This is a genomic window from Halomonas dongshanensis (assembly GCF_024790395.1).
GTDB classification, from domain to species: domain Bacteria; phylum Pseudomonadota; class Gammaproteobacteria; order Pseudomonadales; family Halomonadaceae; genus Vreelandella; species Vreelandella dongshanensis.
The window spans coordinates 460592-477566 of the sequence record NZ_JAJISC010000002.1 but is presented as its reverse complement, the minus strand read 5'-3'; the positions used below and the strand labels follow the sequence as shown (position 1 = coordinate 477566).

General features: G+C 55.1%; 11 protein-coding genes. 3 read left to right on the top strand and 8 right to left on the bottom strand.

What is annotated here, in order from left to right:
* Window positions 1-43: 43 nt before the first annotated feature.
* Window positions 44-1231 carry a nicotinate phosphoribosyltransferase gene (gene pncB / locus LLY24_RS05660; protein WP_259035313.1) on the bottom strand — a complete coding sequence of 396 codons (1188 nt, stop codon included), beginning with the start codon at window positions 1229-1231 and terminating at the stop codon, window positions 44-46.
* 227 nt (window positions 1232-1458) lie between these two features.
* Between pncB and recB the strand changes: the two genes are divergently transcribed.
* Window positions 1459-5178: an exodeoxyribonuclease V subunit beta gene (gene recB, locus LLY24_RS05655; RefSeq protein ID WP_259035312.1), complete on the top strand. Its 3720-nt coding sequence runs from the start codon at window positions 1459-1461 to the stop codon at window positions 5176-5178.
* Window positions 5175-7361 carry an exodeoxyribonuclease V subunit alpha gene (gene recD / locus LLY24_RS05650; RefSeq protein ID WP_259035311.1) on the top strand — a complete coding sequence of 729 codons (2187 nt, stop codon included), beginning with the start codon at window positions 5175-5177 and terminating at the stop codon, window positions 7359-7361. Before recB ends, recD begins: the two co-directional genes overlap by 4 nt.
* A gap of 45 nt (window positions 7362-7406) precedes the next feature.
* On the opposite strand, the gene LLY24_RS05645 is transcribed toward recD, so the two are convergent.
* From LLY24_RS05645 to LLY24_RS05625, 5 genes are all read right to left on the bottom strand, one after another.
* A complete protein-coding gene (locus LLY24_RS05645) occupies window positions 7407-7637 on the bottom strand; it encodes a hypothetical protein (RefSeq protein WP_259035310.1) in 231 nt (76 codons plus the stop codon).
* Window positions 7638-7826: 189 nt separating this feature from the next.
* Window positions 7827-9848, bottom strand: coding sequence for a DUF3732 domain-containing protein (locus tag LLY24_RS18310; RefSeq protein ID WP_259035309.1), 2022 nt, complete (start codon window positions 9846-9848; stop codon window positions 7827-7829).
* On the bottom strand, window positions 9845-10297 hold the full coding sequence (locus LLY24_RS05635; RefSeq protein ID WP_259035308.1) for a three component ABC system middle component: 453 nt from the start codon (window positions 10295-10297) through the stop codon (window positions 9845-9847). Before LLY24_RS05635 ends, LLY24_RS18310 begins: the two co-directional genes overlap by 4 nt.
* Window positions 10294-11421: an adenylate cyclase gene (locus LLY24_RS05630; RefSeq protein ID WP_259035307.1), complete on the bottom strand. Its 1128-nt coding sequence runs from the start codon at window positions 11419-11421 to the stop codon at window positions 10294-10296. The genes LLY24_RS05635 and LLY24_RS05630 overlap by 4 nt, the downstream gene beginning before the upstream one ends.
* A gap of 140 nt (window positions 11422-11561) precedes the next feature.
* A complete protein-coding gene (locus LLY24_RS05625; protein WP_259035306.1) occupies window positions 11562-12950 on the bottom strand; it encodes an ApeA N-terminal domain 1-containing protein in 1389 nt (462 codons plus the stop codon).
* 444 nt (window positions 12951-13394) lie between these two features.
* Between LLY24_RS05625 and LLY24_RS05620 the strand changes: the two genes are divergently transcribed.
* Window positions 13395-15017 carry an ABC-F family ATP-binding cassette domain-containing protein gene (locus tag LLY24_RS05620; RefSeq protein ID WP_259035305.1) on the top strand — a complete coding sequence of 541 codons (1623 nt, stop codon included), beginning with the start codon at window positions 13395-13397 and terminating at the stop codon, window positions 15015-15017.
* Between the two features lie 7 nt (window positions 15018-15024).
* Here the strand turns inward: LLY24_RS05620 and LLY24_RS05615 are convergent, their stop codons facing one another.
* Window positions 15025-15627, bottom strand: coding sequence for a glutathione S-transferase family protein (locus LLY24_RS05615; protein WP_259035304.1), 603 nt, complete (start codon window positions 15625-15627; stop codon window positions 15025-15027).
* Between the two features lie 16 nt (window positions 15628-15643).
* Window positions 15644-16828, bottom strand: a complete 1185-nt coding sequence (locus LLY24_RS05610) for an MFS transporter (protein WP_259035303.1) — start codon at window positions 16826-16828, stop codon at window positions 15644-15646.
* Window positions 16829-16975 lie beyond the last annotated feature (147 nt).

The window sequence follows — 16975 nt, the reverse complement described above, 5'->3', positions numbered from 1 at the left end:
AAATACGGCGCCGCAGGTGTAAAACGCTACCGGCAAGGCGCGCTCAGCGCGCCTTGCCGCTCTGCCCCACTACCAGTACGCGCTTGGCCAGGGCAATCATCTCGGGGTCGCCGGTGTGCTTGTCCGGCACGTCGGAGAGTTTGATCACCGGCAGCCATTCCTGCCCTTCCGGGCGCGCCTCGACCATCTTGATCACCATGTTCATCGGCTCTTCGCCCACGTCGTTGGTGAAGTTGGTGCCAATACCAAAGGCCATGCCGATACGATCCTGGCAGAAGGCGCGAATGCGCTCGACCCGCTCGGGGGTCAAGGCATCGGAGAAGATGATCGTCTTGCTCATCGGGTCGACGCCCAAGCGCTGGTAGTGCTCGATGGTCGCGGCGGCGAAGTCGATGGGGTCGCCGCTGTCGTGGCGCACGCCGTCGAAGAGCTTGGCGAACTTCTTGTCGAAGCTGTCGAAAAAGGCCCGCGAAGTGAACGTGTCGGTCAAGGCGATGCCGAGATCGCCACGATAGACGTCGACCCAGTGCTCCAGCGCCAGGCTGTTGGCCATCTTGAAGCCAAAACGCGCACCGTGGAACATGAACCACTCGTGGGCGTGGGTGCCAATGGGCTTGACCCCGTGGCGCATTGCCAACAGCACGTTGCTGGTGCCGGTAAAGGAGTCACCGCCGTGGTGGCGCAGCGCGCTGACCACGCGGTCGTGTACGGCGAAGGAGAAGCGCCGCCGAGTACCGAACTCGGCGATCTTCAAGCCCATGCGCCGATAGTGCTCGATCTTGTCGCGGGTGTTCGGCTCGATCAGGGCGTCGGCCTCGGCGGAGACGGTGATGCCGCGCAGCCGATACCACAGCTCGCTGATCATCGACATCAGCGGCACTTCCCATAAGATGGCGCGATACCAAGGCCCTTCGATGACCACCGAGAGATCGCTACCCTGCTGCCCGATGATCACCTCGGAGGGGTCGAAGCGAAAACCGGCGAGAAAATCGAGGTAGGTCGGGTCCAGGTAGGGGCAGGTGATCTTGAGGTAGCGCTTCTCTTCCTCGGTCAAGCGCAGGGAAGCAAGCTTATCGACCTCGGCGCGCAGTACCGCACCAAAGCCCTCGGGGAAGGCGTGCCCGCCCCGGTTGATGAAGGCATAGCGCGCCTGCGCATAGGGGAAGCGTTTGATCACGGCGTTTTGCATCGTGATCTTGTAGAAATCGTTATCCAGAAGCGATGTCAGCATGAGTAACCATCGTCAGCGTGAACAGAAGCCGCTGCAGCGTCTACAGATCGCCCCAGGCGTGGCAGGGCGACAAGATTAGCAGGAGAAGCGCCTATCTCACAGTCTTCTTGCCCGCGCGCTTAAGCCAACTTACCTCTAGCACGTCGAAAAAGCGCCCGCTTTGCTGCCACACAAGCGACGCGCTATAGTCCCCGCTCGATGCCAGTGCCCGCCTTTGGAGATCGGCCATGCGCCCACCCGCCCCCCTCGACCCGCTGACGCTCCCCCTTCACGGCAGCCGCTTGATCGAGGCGAGCGCGGGCACCGGCAAGACATTTACCATCGCCCTGCTCTACGTGCGTCTGGTGCTCGGCGGCGCCCACAGCGATGACGACACCGCCTTCGTGCGCCCGCTAACGCCGCCGGAAATTCTGGTAGTGACCTTCACCAACGCCGCCACCCAAGAGCTTCGCGAACGTATTCGCACGCGCCTGGTAGAAGCCGCCGAGGCCTTTCGCCAAGACGCCCCCCCGCAAGACGCCTTGCTTGCCGAGCTACGCACGCAGTATGCCGAGGCCACCTGGCCCGCCTGCGCCCGGCGCCTAGCACTTGCCGCCGAGTGGATGGACGAAGCGGCGGTATCGACCATTCACAGCTGGTGCTACCGCATGCTGCGCGAGCACGCCTTCGATAGCGGCAGCCTCTTCTCGCTCAACCTGGAAAACGACCAGAGCGAGCTGGAGCAAGAGGTCGTGCGCGACTACTGGCGCAGCTTCTACTACCCGCTCAAGCGCGAAGCGCTCGACAGCATCGTGGCCTGCTGGTCGTCGCCGCAGGCGCTCTACCACCAACTGCGCCCGCTGCTACCCGAACACGACGCCTTGCGCGGCGAACGCCCACCGCCTGGTGAGACGCTCGCCGCCGCCGACGCCGAACGTAAGGCACAGCTGACGAAGCTCAAAGCGCCTTGGCCCGCCTGGCTCGACGAGCTCGTCCCGGCGCTGGAAGAGGCCGCCCAGCAGAAAGCGTTCAAGGGCCAGAGCTTCAACGCTAAAAGCCGGGCGAGCTGGCTGGGGGCGCTACGCGACTGGTGCGAAAGCGACGCCGACCGGCCCAAACTGACCGACGCCGCTTGGAAGCGCCTGACCCCGAGCGGCATGGCCGAGATATGGAAAACGGACGCGCCGCCCTGCCCCGCCGCCTGGGAGGCCCTGGCAGCGCTTGCGCCCGCGCTCAATGCCCTGCCCCAGCCACGCAACGATTTGCTCCTGCATGCCCTGGGCTGGTGCCGCGAACGGCTGGCCCGCGAGCAGGAGCGGCGCAGTGAAATGGGCCCTAACGATCTGCTCATACAGCTCGACCGCGCCCTGCAAGGCCCCAACCGCGAGGCCCTGGCAGCGCAAATCCAGCGGCAGTTCCCGGTCGCGTTGATCGACGAGTTCCAGGACACCGACCCGGTGCAGTACCGCATCTTCGATGCCGTCTTCGATGTCGCCCATCCGCGCCGCGACGGCGCCATCTTGCTGATCGGCGATCCCAAGCAGGCGATCTACGCCTTTCGCGGGGCGGATATCTACACCTACCTCCAGGCGCGTAGCGATACCGCCGGGCGCCACGTCACCCTGGGCACCAACTTTCGCTCCAGCCGCGCCATGGTCGAGGCGGTCAACCACTGTTTCACACGGGCGGATGCCCACGCCGCCGGGGCTTTTCTCTTTCGCGACGGCGACGACGACCCGCTGCCCTTTTTGCCCGTGGCCGCCAAAGGGCGCGCCGAGCAGTTGGTACGCGACGGCGCCCCGCTACCCGCGATGACGCTCTGGCACCTGGAGTGCGACGAGCCGCTTTCCAAGGGCGCCTACCAGAGCGAAATGGCCGAACGCTGCGCCTCCTACATGGCCGAGCTGCTCTGTTTGGGCGCCCAAGGTCGCGCCGGTTTCAGCGCTGGCGACACGCTAGCGCCACTCAGGCCTTCCGATATGGCGGTGCTGGTCAATGGCGCCCAAGAGGCCCGCGCCATTCGGCAGGCGCTTGGCCAGCGCGGTATCAAGAGCGTCTATCTTTCTGATCGTGATCGAGTGTTCAGCTCGCCGATTGCGCTCGAGCTCGAACGCTGGCTGCTCGCCTGCGCCGAGCCGCTGGGCGGTTCGCGCCAGGGCGAAACGCGTCTGCGCGCCGCCCTCGCCACGCCAACGCTGGGGCTCGATCTCGCCGCGCTCGATCATCTCAACCGCGACGAACTAGCCTGGGAGCAGCGCGTCGAGCAGTTTGGCCACTACCATCGCCTCTGGCAGCGCCAGGGCGTGCTGCCCTTGATCCGCCGCCTGATGGCCGACTTCGACGTGCCCGCAAGGCTTCTGGGTGAGTTCGACGACGGTGAGCGCTTGCTGACCGACCTTCTACACCTGGGCGAGCTGCTCCAGCAAGCGAGCACCGAGCTCGACGGCGACCGCGCCCTGATCCGCTTTCTAAGCGAAGCCATCCGCGAGCCGGATAGCCAAAACGATAGCTACAAGCTGCGCCTGGAGAGCGACGCCGACTTGGTCAAGGTCATCACCATTCACAAGTCCAAGGGGCTCGAGTACCCGCTGGTGTTCCTCCCCTTCATCTCCAGCCACAGGCCGCTAAAGAAAGAGGACGTGCCGCTGCGCTGGCACGATGACGCCGGCCGCCTGACCCTAAGCCTGGAGGCCGACGACGCCCTTCTCGCCCGCGCCGACCGCGAACGCCTGGGCGAAGACCTGCGCAAGCTCTACGTGGCCCTGACCCGCGCCCGCCACGCCACCTGGCTTGGGCTTGCGCCGCTCAAAGCCAACGAAGGCAGCGCGCTGAACCACGTGATCAACGCAGGCCAGCTCGCACCCGATAACCTCAAGGGCGCTTTGGACGCTTTCATTACGGGCAGCGAGATCGAACTTGCCCCCGCTCCCGAGGCGACTGCGCTGCGCGTACCCAGCGTCGCGCCCAAGCTGGCGTTTGAGCCGGACGCAACGCCTGGGCAGGCAGGACAAGAGGCCATGTTGGAACTTGGGCACGCCCGCACGCCCAAGCGCCCGGCGCGCGAGCACTGGTGGATAGCCAGCTACTCGGCGCTCAAGCTATCCGGCACGCTCTCGCTGCCCGTCACGCCTCCCGAGCCCGCCACTGCCCAAGAGGCCACGGCGCTGGAAGTGCTCGACGAGCCGCGCGACGACGCCCAAGCAAGCGAGGTCGTTCACCTGCATCGCTTCCCGCGTGGCCCCGGCCCCGGCACCTTTTTGCACGGGCTGCTGGAGTGGGTCGGCGAGACCGGCTTTGCCCGCGCGGTGGAAGACACCCCGGCGCGTGACGACATGCTGCGCCGCCGCTTACAGCTACGTGGCTGGCAGAGCTGGCACCCGGTGCTCGATGGCTGGCTGCAAGGGCTAATCAACACTCCGCTGCCGCTGCCCGGCGAGGCCTCGCCTCTTGCCCTAACGGCCGTCACGCGCTATCAGGTCGAGCTCGAGTTCTGGTTCGCCGCCCAGCGCGTCGATACCCGCGCGCTGGATACGCTGGTGAGTCGACACTGGCTCCCCGGCCAGCCGCGTCCCGCGCTGGACCGCGACACCTTGAACGGCATGCTCAAGGGCTTCATCGATCTCGCCTTCGAGCACGAAGGGCGCTTTTACGTGCTCGACTGGAAATCCAACTACCTGGGGCCAGACGACGGCGCCTACACCCAGGAAGCGATGCACGCCGCCATGCTGGAGAAGCGCTACGACCTGCAAGCCGCGCTCTACCTGCTCGCCATGCATCGCTTGTTGAAGGCGCGCCAACCCGATTACACCCCCGAGGCGCACCTTGGCGGCTCGATGACCCTGTTTTTGCGCGGCAGCCATAGCGCTAGCCGCGGCGTGGTAGCCGAGCGCCCCACCCCGGCGCTGATCGAGGCGCTAGACGCCCTCTTTGCCGGGCGCCACGCTAACGCGTTCGAGGAGACCGCATGAACGATCCGCATACGCTGGACCTGTTCGCCGCGCCCGCCGAAGCGGCTCCCGCGCCGCCTCACCCGGCGCTGCACGACACCCAAGCGCTGCTTGCTCTGTGCGAGCGCTGGGTGGCGCGCGGTTGGCTGCGCGCCCTCGACCGCGCCCTAGTGCGTTTTCTGCTGCAAGAGGCAAGCGATGCCCCACCCCTGCTGCTCTTGGGGGCTGCGCTGACAAGCCACCAGCTTGGGCGCGGGCACGTCTGCCTGGAGCTTTCCGCTACGCTCAAGGCGCCGGATTTCGCGCTTTCCCTACCGCCCGAAAACGACGACCTGAGCGACCCGCCGCCGCTGCCGAGCGACGTGCTTGCCCCCCTGACGCTCGATGCTTGGCAGGCAGCCTTCGACCACCCGACGCTGGTGAGCGAAGGCGCGGGCAATACGCCGCTGGTGCTAAGCCGCGAGGCAGGCACGGCGCGGCTCTACCTGCGCCGCTACTGGGACTACGAACAAACCCTGCACCACGGTATTCAAGCGCGGCTAGGCGTGCCCGACGCGCCGGAAGACGCTGCAGACCCTACGCTACTCAAGCGCGCGCTGGATATTCTCTTTACCCCGAGTGAAACCTTAGATTGGCAAAAGGCCGCCTGCGCGCTGGCCTCGCGCCCGCGCTTTGCCATCGTCACCGGCGGCCCCGGCACCGGCAAGACCACTACGGTGGTCAAGCTGTTGGCGCTGCTGCAAACGCTTCAGCAGGCGCACACCCCAGCGCGGGCGCTACGCATTCGCCTGGCGGCCCCTACGGGCAAGGCCGCCGCGCGGCTGAACGAATCGATTGCCGGGCAGGTTAGCCGCCTGCCTTTAGACGCACTCGAGGCCATGCTGAACGAGCGCCACCCCAGCGCGCCGTTGACCATTCCTAGTGACGTCACCACGCTGCACCGCCTGCTCGGCGCGCGCCCCGATACGCGGCATTTTCAGCACCACGCAGGCAACCCACTGGCGCTGGACGTACTAGTGGTAGATGAAGCCTCGATGGTGGATATCGAGATGATGACGGCGCTACTGCGCGCCCTGCCGCCGCGCGCGCGGCTCATTCTGCTGGGCGATAAGGACCAGCTTGCCTCGGTAGAAGCAGGCGCGGTGCTGGGCGATTTGTGCCGCCGCGCCGAAGCGGCGCACTACACCCCTGAAACCGCAGCGTGGCTCGAAGCCGCGACCGGCCAGGCGGTGCCGAGTGAGTACCTCGATACGCAGGGCCAGCCGCTCGATCAAGTCATCGCCATGCTGCGCGTGAGCCACCGCTTCGATGCAGCAAGCGGCATCGGCCAGCTCGCCAGCGCGATCAACCAGCCCAGCAGCGCCACTTCTTCGCGCGACAAACAGCAGGCCGTAAGCCAAGTGCTGCGCGACGGCTACCCGGACCTTCGCCACGCCGTCATCAACGATGAGCGCATGCTAGATGCCCTGGTGCTCGACGGCGGCGCGGCGCACTTTCCCCATGGCGGCGAGGGCCGTACCGACCATCACGGCCAGCCCATCGCGTCACCCATGGGATATCGCCACTACCTCGACGTGCTGCGCGCCGCACGCCCCCGCGATGCCTCACTCGAACGCGACCCAATCACTTACGCCACCTGGGCCAGCCAAGTGCTCACCGCCTACAGCCGCTTTCAGCTACTCTGCGCGCTACGCAAAGGCCCCTGGGGCGTGGAGGGGTTGAACCTGCACATCGCCAAGACCCTGCGCGCCGACAAGCGCCTGTTCGGCAGCGACCACACCCTAGAAAAAGGCTGGTTCGAAGGCCGCCCGGTGCTCGTCACCCAAAACGACTACGCGCTAAAACTGATGAACGGCGACATCGGCATCACCCTCGCCGTACCCGACCCGCGCGCCCCAGGCCAAACGCTCCTGCGCGTCGCCTTCCCCACCGACGACCCACGCCACCCCATCCGCTGGGTACTCCCCTCGCGCCTACACGCGGTAGAAACCGTGTTCGCGATGACGGTGCACAAATCCCAAGGCTCGGAGTTCACCCACACCGCCCTACTCCTCCCCCCCACCCTCAACCCAATTCTGACCCGCGAACTGGTCTACACCGGCATCACCCGCGCCCGCGAATGGCTCACCGTCGTGGAGGCCAAACGCGGGGTGTTGGGGGAAGCGGTGGTGAGAGAGGTGTTGAGGGTTAGTGGGGTTGGGTGATGTTGTGGGATTAGCTATCGAGGGTGAATAAGTATTTAGTTTGGGCTAATGCCGCAAATAACCGGCTTCATACTGGCTGCCAACTTGGTGCACACCTGTTTTTGAATGTTCCTCAAACCATTTAAAAATCACCTTGGCGACGTCCGAAGAAATATCTACTGAGGTATTGAACTCCTCCGAATAACAACGTATTGCCTCCCATGGGCGACGCCGTTGATCTACGCATGCATCGCGGAACTCTTTGTTTAGGTTCGCAACCCGATCTTCAGACACCATTTTTGCTTCCTTTCCCCTCTAACGCCGCGCTCTGCGGAAAATTTGGAGCGCAGCGGAAATTTGTCCGATAGCAGCGCTTTTTTATACGCAGCGTTATTCTATCCAAAACGGTTATACTAAGGATGAAATAAGACTCTTCATAAATCTGTTGATGCTGCCGTAACTGGATCATACTTTTTTAGCTTCTCATTATACTTGAATAGGATGAATCAAGCCGCGAGTTCGCCATCTATTACCATTAACCAAAGATTCGAACGGAACTCCATTAGATAATTTCAAATTATCCGCATGGTCGGTCACGATGATTTGTGGACTAAAGCCAATGCTCAATTCGAGATCATTACAGTAAGTTGAGAGCTGGCTGAATAAATTTTCAACGGCTTTAATGTCTTCATCTATATTTTGGCCAACATTAAGAGACTTACGCTGTTCTGCTTCTTGTGCTTTTTGCTCTTCAAAAGTTGCTGAGTTATCACGGTTAAAATTTGGAAAATAAACCTGAGTCGGCTGATCCAAAAAAAGTACCGAAGGAATAGCACACTTCTCACCTAACTCAGCAAAATACTTGTGCAATGCCAAAAACAAGGTTATGTGGCAGTAAAGCCAGTTTGCGCCACTGCCCATTGACCGTAGGTAGATTTTTTCATTTTCATACGTTAAATGATAAAGGTCGAATGTTTCGAATGAGAAATGGAGATTAATTGGTTTATAGCTGCATTCAAACTCAAAATGACTGCCAATTTCAGCCATATATTCGTTTACCTTGTCTGACGCCTGTTCCAAACTTTTTTTCACATCGTACTCATTAAGTGCATCAGTAATCTTATTGAGCTGTTTTTTTAAATCTTTGATTTCCTTTTCAAGCTCGGCATCGTTGGCCATATTTAGAGTATCAAGAAGCGTAAATAACTTTGATTTTTGCATAATAATGCTTTCATACAAGCTCTTTTTTTCTGTTAACTGTTGATTTGCTTCCTCAATTTCCTTTATTTGTTGACTTAATTCAGTCAGCGCTCTGCTTACAATCTCTGTAAAACGCTGCACCTCAATCAAAGAGGATTCAAACCTTGCTTTCATTGGGCGAGCTTGAGCAAGGTTACCCGACACTTTATTAATAGCTTGTTGAAGTTTCTCAGCACTTTGTCGCAAGTTGTCTTTTTCAGTATGGCAAAATGGGCATACTGATGCAGAAATATGGACATGCTTAGGCGAGCTAAACTGCTTTACATTATCAACAAATCGCTCTTCTTCTTGAATATGCTTATTAATCGACGCAGCTTGTCGCTGCAACTTTCGTAGCTCAGCAGTTTTTTGATTACGTGCTAATTTCAACTGTTCGTAGCGTTGTGTCATAGCATCGGAATTATGATTTATTTTCTCAGCGACTATGATGTCATCAAGTTGGTCTTTAGCATCTTGAGGATGCCGAAGTACCTTGTCCGATGACAGCGGCTCATCTTTAAAGCCCATTAAGGCGTATAATTGACTTAAAACAGGAGCGACTTTTTGTTTATAGCTGTCTGACGTACGCTTATTGGTTTCTTTTTGGCGCTCTAAACGCCTTACCTCCCCACTTAGCCGTTCTTTTTCTTGTGATAGGTGAAAGAACTTTTGATCGACAAGCCCTAAAAATATCTTTGTGTGCTCAATAGCCTGATCTCGCTTTTCCTTCTCGTCGAACCTATAAAATAGCGCATGTTTATTAGCAACTAGGTTTTGATGCTGAAGCATAAACGATGTAAAGCTACGAATAGATGGTGTAGGTGCTTTTTGGTTAAATCGGCGATTGGCTCTCACAGCCAAAGATTCATCAACATCATCGATATCTAAGAAAAAGTCTCTTAAGTGCTTTTTAAACTCGCCCAGCGGACGAAAATAGCTGGCTTTAAAGTAATCGCGATTCATTTCTAAAGTGTTAAATTTCTCAACACGACGAAAAAACGCTTTTGTAGCAATATCAGGGTCACGCGCAATCACCATATTTTGTTCGTTAACAGCTAGCGCAACATAGTAAATGGCGGCACTGTTGGTAATTACACCTTTAGGAATGGTGTTTTCATCACTGCCAAAGCAGTAATCAAAAATTTCAATTAAGGCACTTTTACCGGTTGATGACTTGCCAGTAACAACATTAAGTCCAGCTTTAAAATTAACAGGGTGTTTGATTCCTTGATTATCAATTGCGCCAATTTCATGAATAAGTGTTTTCACCGCGGTTTCACTCCTAATAAAGCATAAATCTCGACTACTGAGTGACCAATGAATAATCGACCTAACTTTTCTGCACATTTTTGAGAGGTGAAGGTTGAGTCAGCCCCATCACATTGCACTAGAGATAGCCGTTTCTCATTAACCGATAGCCAATCATTGATTAAGCAATATTGAACACATTGCTCTGTTAGGGCTTGAAACCCGTCAATTCTCTCTTGAAGATCATAGAGTTTTGTCCTGTCGTCAAAAACAGACCATATTGAGCTTCGCTTATTAGCGTTGAATAGTTTATTGCTATAAATAGGATGGCTACACAGCGGGATAACCAGCTGCGCAAGCAACAAATTGTTTTCTGACTCATTCAAATGTGTATAAAACGAGGCTAGATATGGCCCATACTCAAACGGGTTGTACTTTAATTCGTATAGAGCATCGACAATACTGCTCATGGCTCAACCCTCCATTTCAAATCTCGCTCATCATCATCCATAGCGTCATGAATCAGGCCATTTTTGTACTCAATGGGCGGAATATCGTTACCCATATTTAGTGGCTGTTCTTGCATGGTTTTGTTGTACAGCAACTTTGAGCTTTTAATTGCATCAGTTGCTTCAAGTTGAGCACTTGAATGCACCAGTTTGTATTTTTTAACCAGTTGGTTCTGATAAGCTACCGTTTTATCTTTGTATAAGGGATATTCATCAAGTTGCTCTAGAAGAGAGTTTTGCAGTTCTAGCCAGTTGCCTACCGCATCAGGAATCATTTCGTGATGTTCTATTTCAGCTATTTTTTGGACGAATGGTCGGTCTTGATGTAGTTCAACTTCTAGCTCTGATGCTTCATATCCTGAAAACAGCGGAAAAGTGAATTCCTTTTTACAGAGAAGTGCCGTTAACTCTTCACACTTAGCCGCAAAAGCCTGCTGATTAATGCTCCATGAATGCTGCGCTGCCTGCGCATATACAAAGCCAACTAAACCATGAAGGTAACTGTTTAAGTTGTTCTTTGGTATACCAACAGGTTTAGCCAGAATCTGCTTTTCTAATTCTTGCGCGTTATCAGCTTCGGTAAACAAGGTCACTTTGCCAAGTACATTTTTTAGTAAAGCCTCATCACAAGCCATCACGGCTTTTTGCAATTTAATTATGTCAGATGGCTTTTCAGCATTAAGCTGCTCATCGGTGCGCTCAGCAAAAACATCTTGTAGTACCTGTAAACGTTTCTCGACTGTTTGCGTATTCCAGTCTTTCAGCTGGGTAGTTGCACCAAAAGCCTGAGTGGTATGCAGCACCAAAACACCATATTGCGTATGGTCAAAATCTGTAGCTAACCAGTTCTTAAGTGTTTTCCACAGGTTTTCGTGATGGTCAGTAAGCGGAGCTGCATAATATTTGACTTCGGTTTGACTCGAAGCCAAGGTATCTGGAGACATCAGACTCACATCACCGTCTTTTTCAAACCATACTGCTTGGCCTTCTTCTAGCGAAAAGCACTTATCTAAGCCAATCAGTACTTGGTAATGAAAGGCTAAGGCGGTTGTCAGTGCGGCATTTTTGGTTTGACCACCATTCATACCTTCCAGGTCCTTATATACTTTTTATGAAAAATCATGAATGATAAAACGATTCGATAAAAATATTTGCAAAAGTCTCATCGTCGTATAACGCCTCAAACACCGGCGCAGCTGTGCTGCGTCCGCGTGCTTTGATTTTGTTAGATTTCTTGTAGCTTTCGTTTCAGTGGATAGCAATTTTCGATTACTCCATTAATTTCTTCATCAGTGAAGCCAACAACATTCAAAAAGTGCAGGTTGAATATAACTTCCATTTTTAAACAAAGAATCCAGAGATCTCTTCCCGTAGCGGATTCACCTTTTAAGCTTTCACTGTAATGAGTTAAGTAGTTCCTTGTATTTACAATTTTTTTTAATAACTTACTTCTTTCTTTACTTGTTCCAAGGTGATCTTTGAATGGCTCAATAATCTTCTTTAATCTCTTGCCCAGATTTATTTCGTTTCCATGCATTAGCCTGCCTTTCAGCCAGTCAATATGCACGTCCGGACACCCATCAAGAACTGTGGAAACCAATGAGTCAAAAGATTCTGGCTCCATTAGCGTTTCTGTGCTGGTTCTTCTGTGGTAGGTCTCTAGCCCTTGTGCTAGAGCAAGAAACTTACCATCAAGGTACTTTTGAGCACCTGCTTTAGTTGAGAAATATAAACCAAATGCGGGGGATAAATATTCGTAAGCACTTATCCAATTGTTGAATACTTGCTGCACATTATCTTTAATAGAGCCAAAAGTAAACAGCATATCATGCCAATTTCTTTTGGGCGGTTTTTCAGAATATGGTTTGCTTTGATAATAGACGGTGATTGGAACAGGGTATTGTTTATCATCTCCACCGTCACATTGTATTTCGGATGACGTTGCTGAAACATTTTTCATGGCAACAATTTCATTCATGGCAAAGCACATAAGATTTGTAATTTTGAAGGCAACAGTCGTGAAATCGTTCAGATCACGCAACTCTTCTGATTCAAGCCTAAAATAAGCTCGCTGAGTAATCTTTGCTTCTTTTAGATTCGGGAAACCAGGAAGAGTGTATGCGAAGGAAATTTCAAGCTTCATTTCATTATCTAAAATGAAGCCTATTTTTTCTGGTGGTTTATAACTAATCGTAGCCGTCTTGCTTTCCCAGTTGTTATCTACTTTTATTCCACTAATTCCAACCCACTCATCTAGACAATCTACTGAGAAAGAAAAGGTATTAAAAGTTACGGCTTCATCTTGATCCCAAGCCGCCCCGCTCAAGACCCTATTAACTAGAATTTTTGATTTTGAGATACCACCAAACGAGAAGTTCTTATTGGAATAAAAACAGTAATCGAGAGTTACTAATCCATCTTTTTCAACATGACCTATGATTCGATCAATTTCATCATTACCATTTAGAGATTCTATACTCTCATCGAAATGACCGACGATTTCTAATTCTACCTTCCCTCCGTCATTGATTGAGAGTATCCCGGGAATCTTGTTTTCTTCCTTTCCTGGCAGCCAGAAGTAGCCTGTTTTCTTGTATTCTTCTTCGACTCTCACGGTAAATCCTTTTTAAATCTAACAGGTATTATATTGCCAGCTTACTTACCTATATGAACGCGCCGACACGTTAATTAGTGTTATGCTGCATTTTTAGGCGATACTAAGCCATTGAAAATCAGATAAATTAATTATACATAGGCAGTATAATATCAGTAATCGTGCCGACTACATAACAAATTTTCACGAGCACGCTGCAATTATCGAAAGAGTCACTTTCGCTCTGATATTTTAAGACTAACGCCGGGCGTATATGCGCTGAAGATCATTGGCCCGTGCTACGCGCTCGGTTTCCATCCAGTAGGCAAGTCCGCTAGACTACTCACTCCACGCTTCACCAAGAGGTATTCGTCCAATGCGCTACTGATGCCGCCGTCACCATGACGGCCAGTCTCCACCGGCCCCTTTAATAGGGGAAAGTGCCTGGCATCAAAGGGATACCGCATGACGAGTCTTCACCTCGACCTTCACAACGTTGCTTATGTTCTGCCCAACGGCAGAGAGCTTTTCTCAGGCCTAAACGAGCAATTCGACCTGCGCCCGGTTGGGCTCGTTGGGCGTAATGGCGTAGGTAAAAGTTTGCTTGCGCGCATAATGGCCGGTCGGCTTTCCCCCACGACCGGGTTCTGCAAGTGCTCCGGCAACGTTTACTATCTTTCTCAACACATTGAACATGCTAAAGAAAAAACCGTCGCAGCATTAGCGGGGGTTGAACATATCCTGAAGGCATTGGCCCGCATAGAGTCGGGCAGTGCGGAAGTGAAAGATTTCGATACGTTGGGTGATCGATGGGATATCCACTCACGCTTGGTGATGGCGCTGGAACAAAATAATCTCCATTACCTGAGTCTCGACACACCGATCCACCTGCTTAGCGGGGGTGAAGCGATGCGTATTGCACTAACGGGCGCCATGCTGTCGGATGCCGACTTCCTCATTCTCGATGAACCCAGCAACCATCTCGACCGAGAAAACCGGCAGGCATTAATCGAACAGCTTCAACGTTGGCCGCGAGGATTGATCGTGGTGAGCCATGACCGCCAACTACTCAACACTATGACGCGTATCGTGGAACTCTCCCCCATGGGCTTACAAAGCTACGGGGGCAATTACTCATTCTATTCAGCGACCAAAGAACACGAACGCCAGAACGCTCTTGAGACGCTTGCCGAGCGCAAATTAGAGCGTCAGCGGAAAACGCGAGTAATGCGTCAACAGGTAGAGCGCCAAGAGCGACGTCGGGCACGCGGCAACCGACAAGGCAAAGAGGCCAATCAAGCCAAGGTATTGCTGGATCGTCAAAAAGAGCGCAGTGAGGTTTCATCCAGCACCTTACGCAAGACTCAGTCGATCCGATTGGCAAATCTCGATGAAGGCGTGAGAGAGGCCGCACAACAGATCGAAGCGGACCCCCCTGTCATTGTGCACGATACGTCCCTGATCCAGTCTAAAAAGCGTCGCGTCGTTGAGCTTGAGAAAGTCGAGCTACCTTACGTAGCCCTTGCTCGCCGTACGATCAACCTCATCGTGACGGGACAGCAGCGTGTAGGAATTATCGGACCAAACGGCTGTGGAAAATCCACGCTACTGCGAATGATGGCAGGAAGAGTCGCCCCCTTGGCTGGCGTTTGCCAAGTAACGCCCGAACATGCGTATCTGGATCAACAGCTGGATAACCTGGTACCCCATAAGACGGTACTCGAACAATTGCGCTCGGTGAACCATACGTCAAGCGAGGGAGAACTACGTATGCGCTTGGCACAGCTGGGAATTGAAGCTCAGAAAATAACCACGCCCAGTCGCCTATTGAGCGGTGGAGAGCGGCTGAAAGCTGCCCTCGCGTGCCTGTTTTACGCCGACAATCCTCCACAATTGTTATTGCTCGACGAACCGAATAATCATCTGGATTTACCTTCATTACAGGCGCTGGAAACCATGCTACGTAGCTACCGGGGCGCCTTGATCGTGGTATCACACGACGATGCATTTCTTGAAAGTCTTGGCCTGACGGACCACTTGCTGGCGACCGATCAAGGCTGGAGGCTAAATACAATTAGCTCCGCCTAAACACCCACTAAACAAACGCCGTCTCCCGAAAGCTCGTCCACCCGGTCACCCAACTATGCCAAGCCGCAAGCGCAGGATAAGCTTCTTGCCACGCTACCTCCGGTAGCCTGAAAGCGAGATAGTCCAGTGCGACGGCGGTGGCGATGTCGCCGAGGGTGAGGGCACCGTTCGTCGGTGCATCGCCCAGTTCGCGGTTTAGCTGTTCCAGGATTCGTTTTATGGCGCGGTGGCGGCGTTGGCCTAATACGCTGTTGTCGGCTTCGTCGCCGTAGTGCTTTCTTGCGATCACGCTGTTGAACGCAGCGTCCATCAGGTTTTGGCCGAGTCCTGCCAGGTGCAATACCTCTGCCAAGCGGTCGGCGGGTAACAGAGGGCGTTGTGGGTAGGTGTGGTCCAGGTAGAGCGCAATCAGCAGGGATTCGCTGAGCGTGGTGCCCTCTCTGGTGACCAGCGCGGGGATACGCCCGGCGGGGTTGACTTCTAAAAGATCCAGGTCGTCTGCCCAGGGGTCGCACCAGTGGAGCGTGACGGCCTCCACCAGGCCTTTTTCGAGCAGCACGATGCGTACCATACGGGCGTAGGGTGACGTGGCGTTGAGGTAGAGGTGCATTGTGTCTCTCCTGTCGTTAGTGAGCGTTTTCGGTGCGGCGGCCAAGCAAGACGAACACGACACCGGCGGTGAGCATCGCGCTACTAATGGCAAAAAGCGGCGTGTAGGTGTCCCAGGCGGTATAAAGCGCCGACATGGCGTAGCCCGCTGCCGCTTGGGCGGCGGCGAAGGCGGCGGTGGCTTGCCCCCAGCGCTTTTTGTGCGCCACGGGACCGACCATTTCGGCCAAGCGGCCGGAGGTGAGCGCGACGATGCCGGGAATCATCGCTCCCACCAGAAAAGAGGAAAGTGACTGGCTGATAAGGGAGAGCGAGTAGACCGGCAGTGCCACCGCTGCGGCTTTGGCAACGAAAGCCACGACCAAGCCCCAGTGCCAGCCAACGCGCTGGGCCAGCACCCGTACGATGAAAGGCCCGCACAGCGCGCCCACGCCGAAGATACCCCACTGAACCGACGCCGCCCGGCTGCCCAAAGCGTTCTCACGGGCGAGGTAATCCACCAAAAACACCGTATGAGGAACGAAGCCCACCGCATCCAGCGCGTAGGCGGCCATGAGCAGTATCACGGCAATACTCATAGTGGCCGTATGGGGCGAGCTTTCGCTTTCGCCTGCCACGGCGGCATGGAGCGCGCTTAGGTGCACGGCCTCCCGGGTGCATATCAATCCTGCCACCAGGCATAAGAGGCCCAACGCGCCCCAAGTGGCCGTAAGGCTTAGTTCCAACAGAAGCGGCACGAAGAAGGCGGATAAAAGCGCTCCCAAGCCAATGCCGGTAAACACCATGGCGCCCACATGGGCGCGACGCTCCGGTGGCGTGGCGGTGAGCGCCAGCGAAGGCCCCACCACCATCAAGACCGCTCCGGCGATGCCGGACACCAGCCGCCAGAAAAAGAACCAGCCAAAGCCGCTTTCCCAGGCGCACAGCCAAAAGCTGAGCACGATGCCGATAAAACACGCGGCCATGACCCGGCGCGGCGAATAGCGCTCACTTAGCCAGTGGGCAGAAAGCGCGCCAATGAAGTAGCCCAATAGGTTGGCAGCGCCCAGGTACGCGCCCTGGCTTGCGCTGAACCAGCCGCTTTCGACGATGGCGGGCAGCAGCGGCGTGTAGGCAAAACGCGCAATACCGATGCCCGCAAGGGTTGCCATAATGCCGGTCAACAGCGCAGGTAAGTCAGGGGAAAGGGAGTGGCGTCTCATCGGTTTCTATCCTTTGCATACCACCTGCGCCAAGAAAACGACGCGTGGCGAACCTAAGCCTACGCCCTGGGACGCGTTTTATAGAAACGATTGGTTTTGATCATCTCTATCTCTTTTTGAGATAGCATGGCGGCCAATCCATCTTTG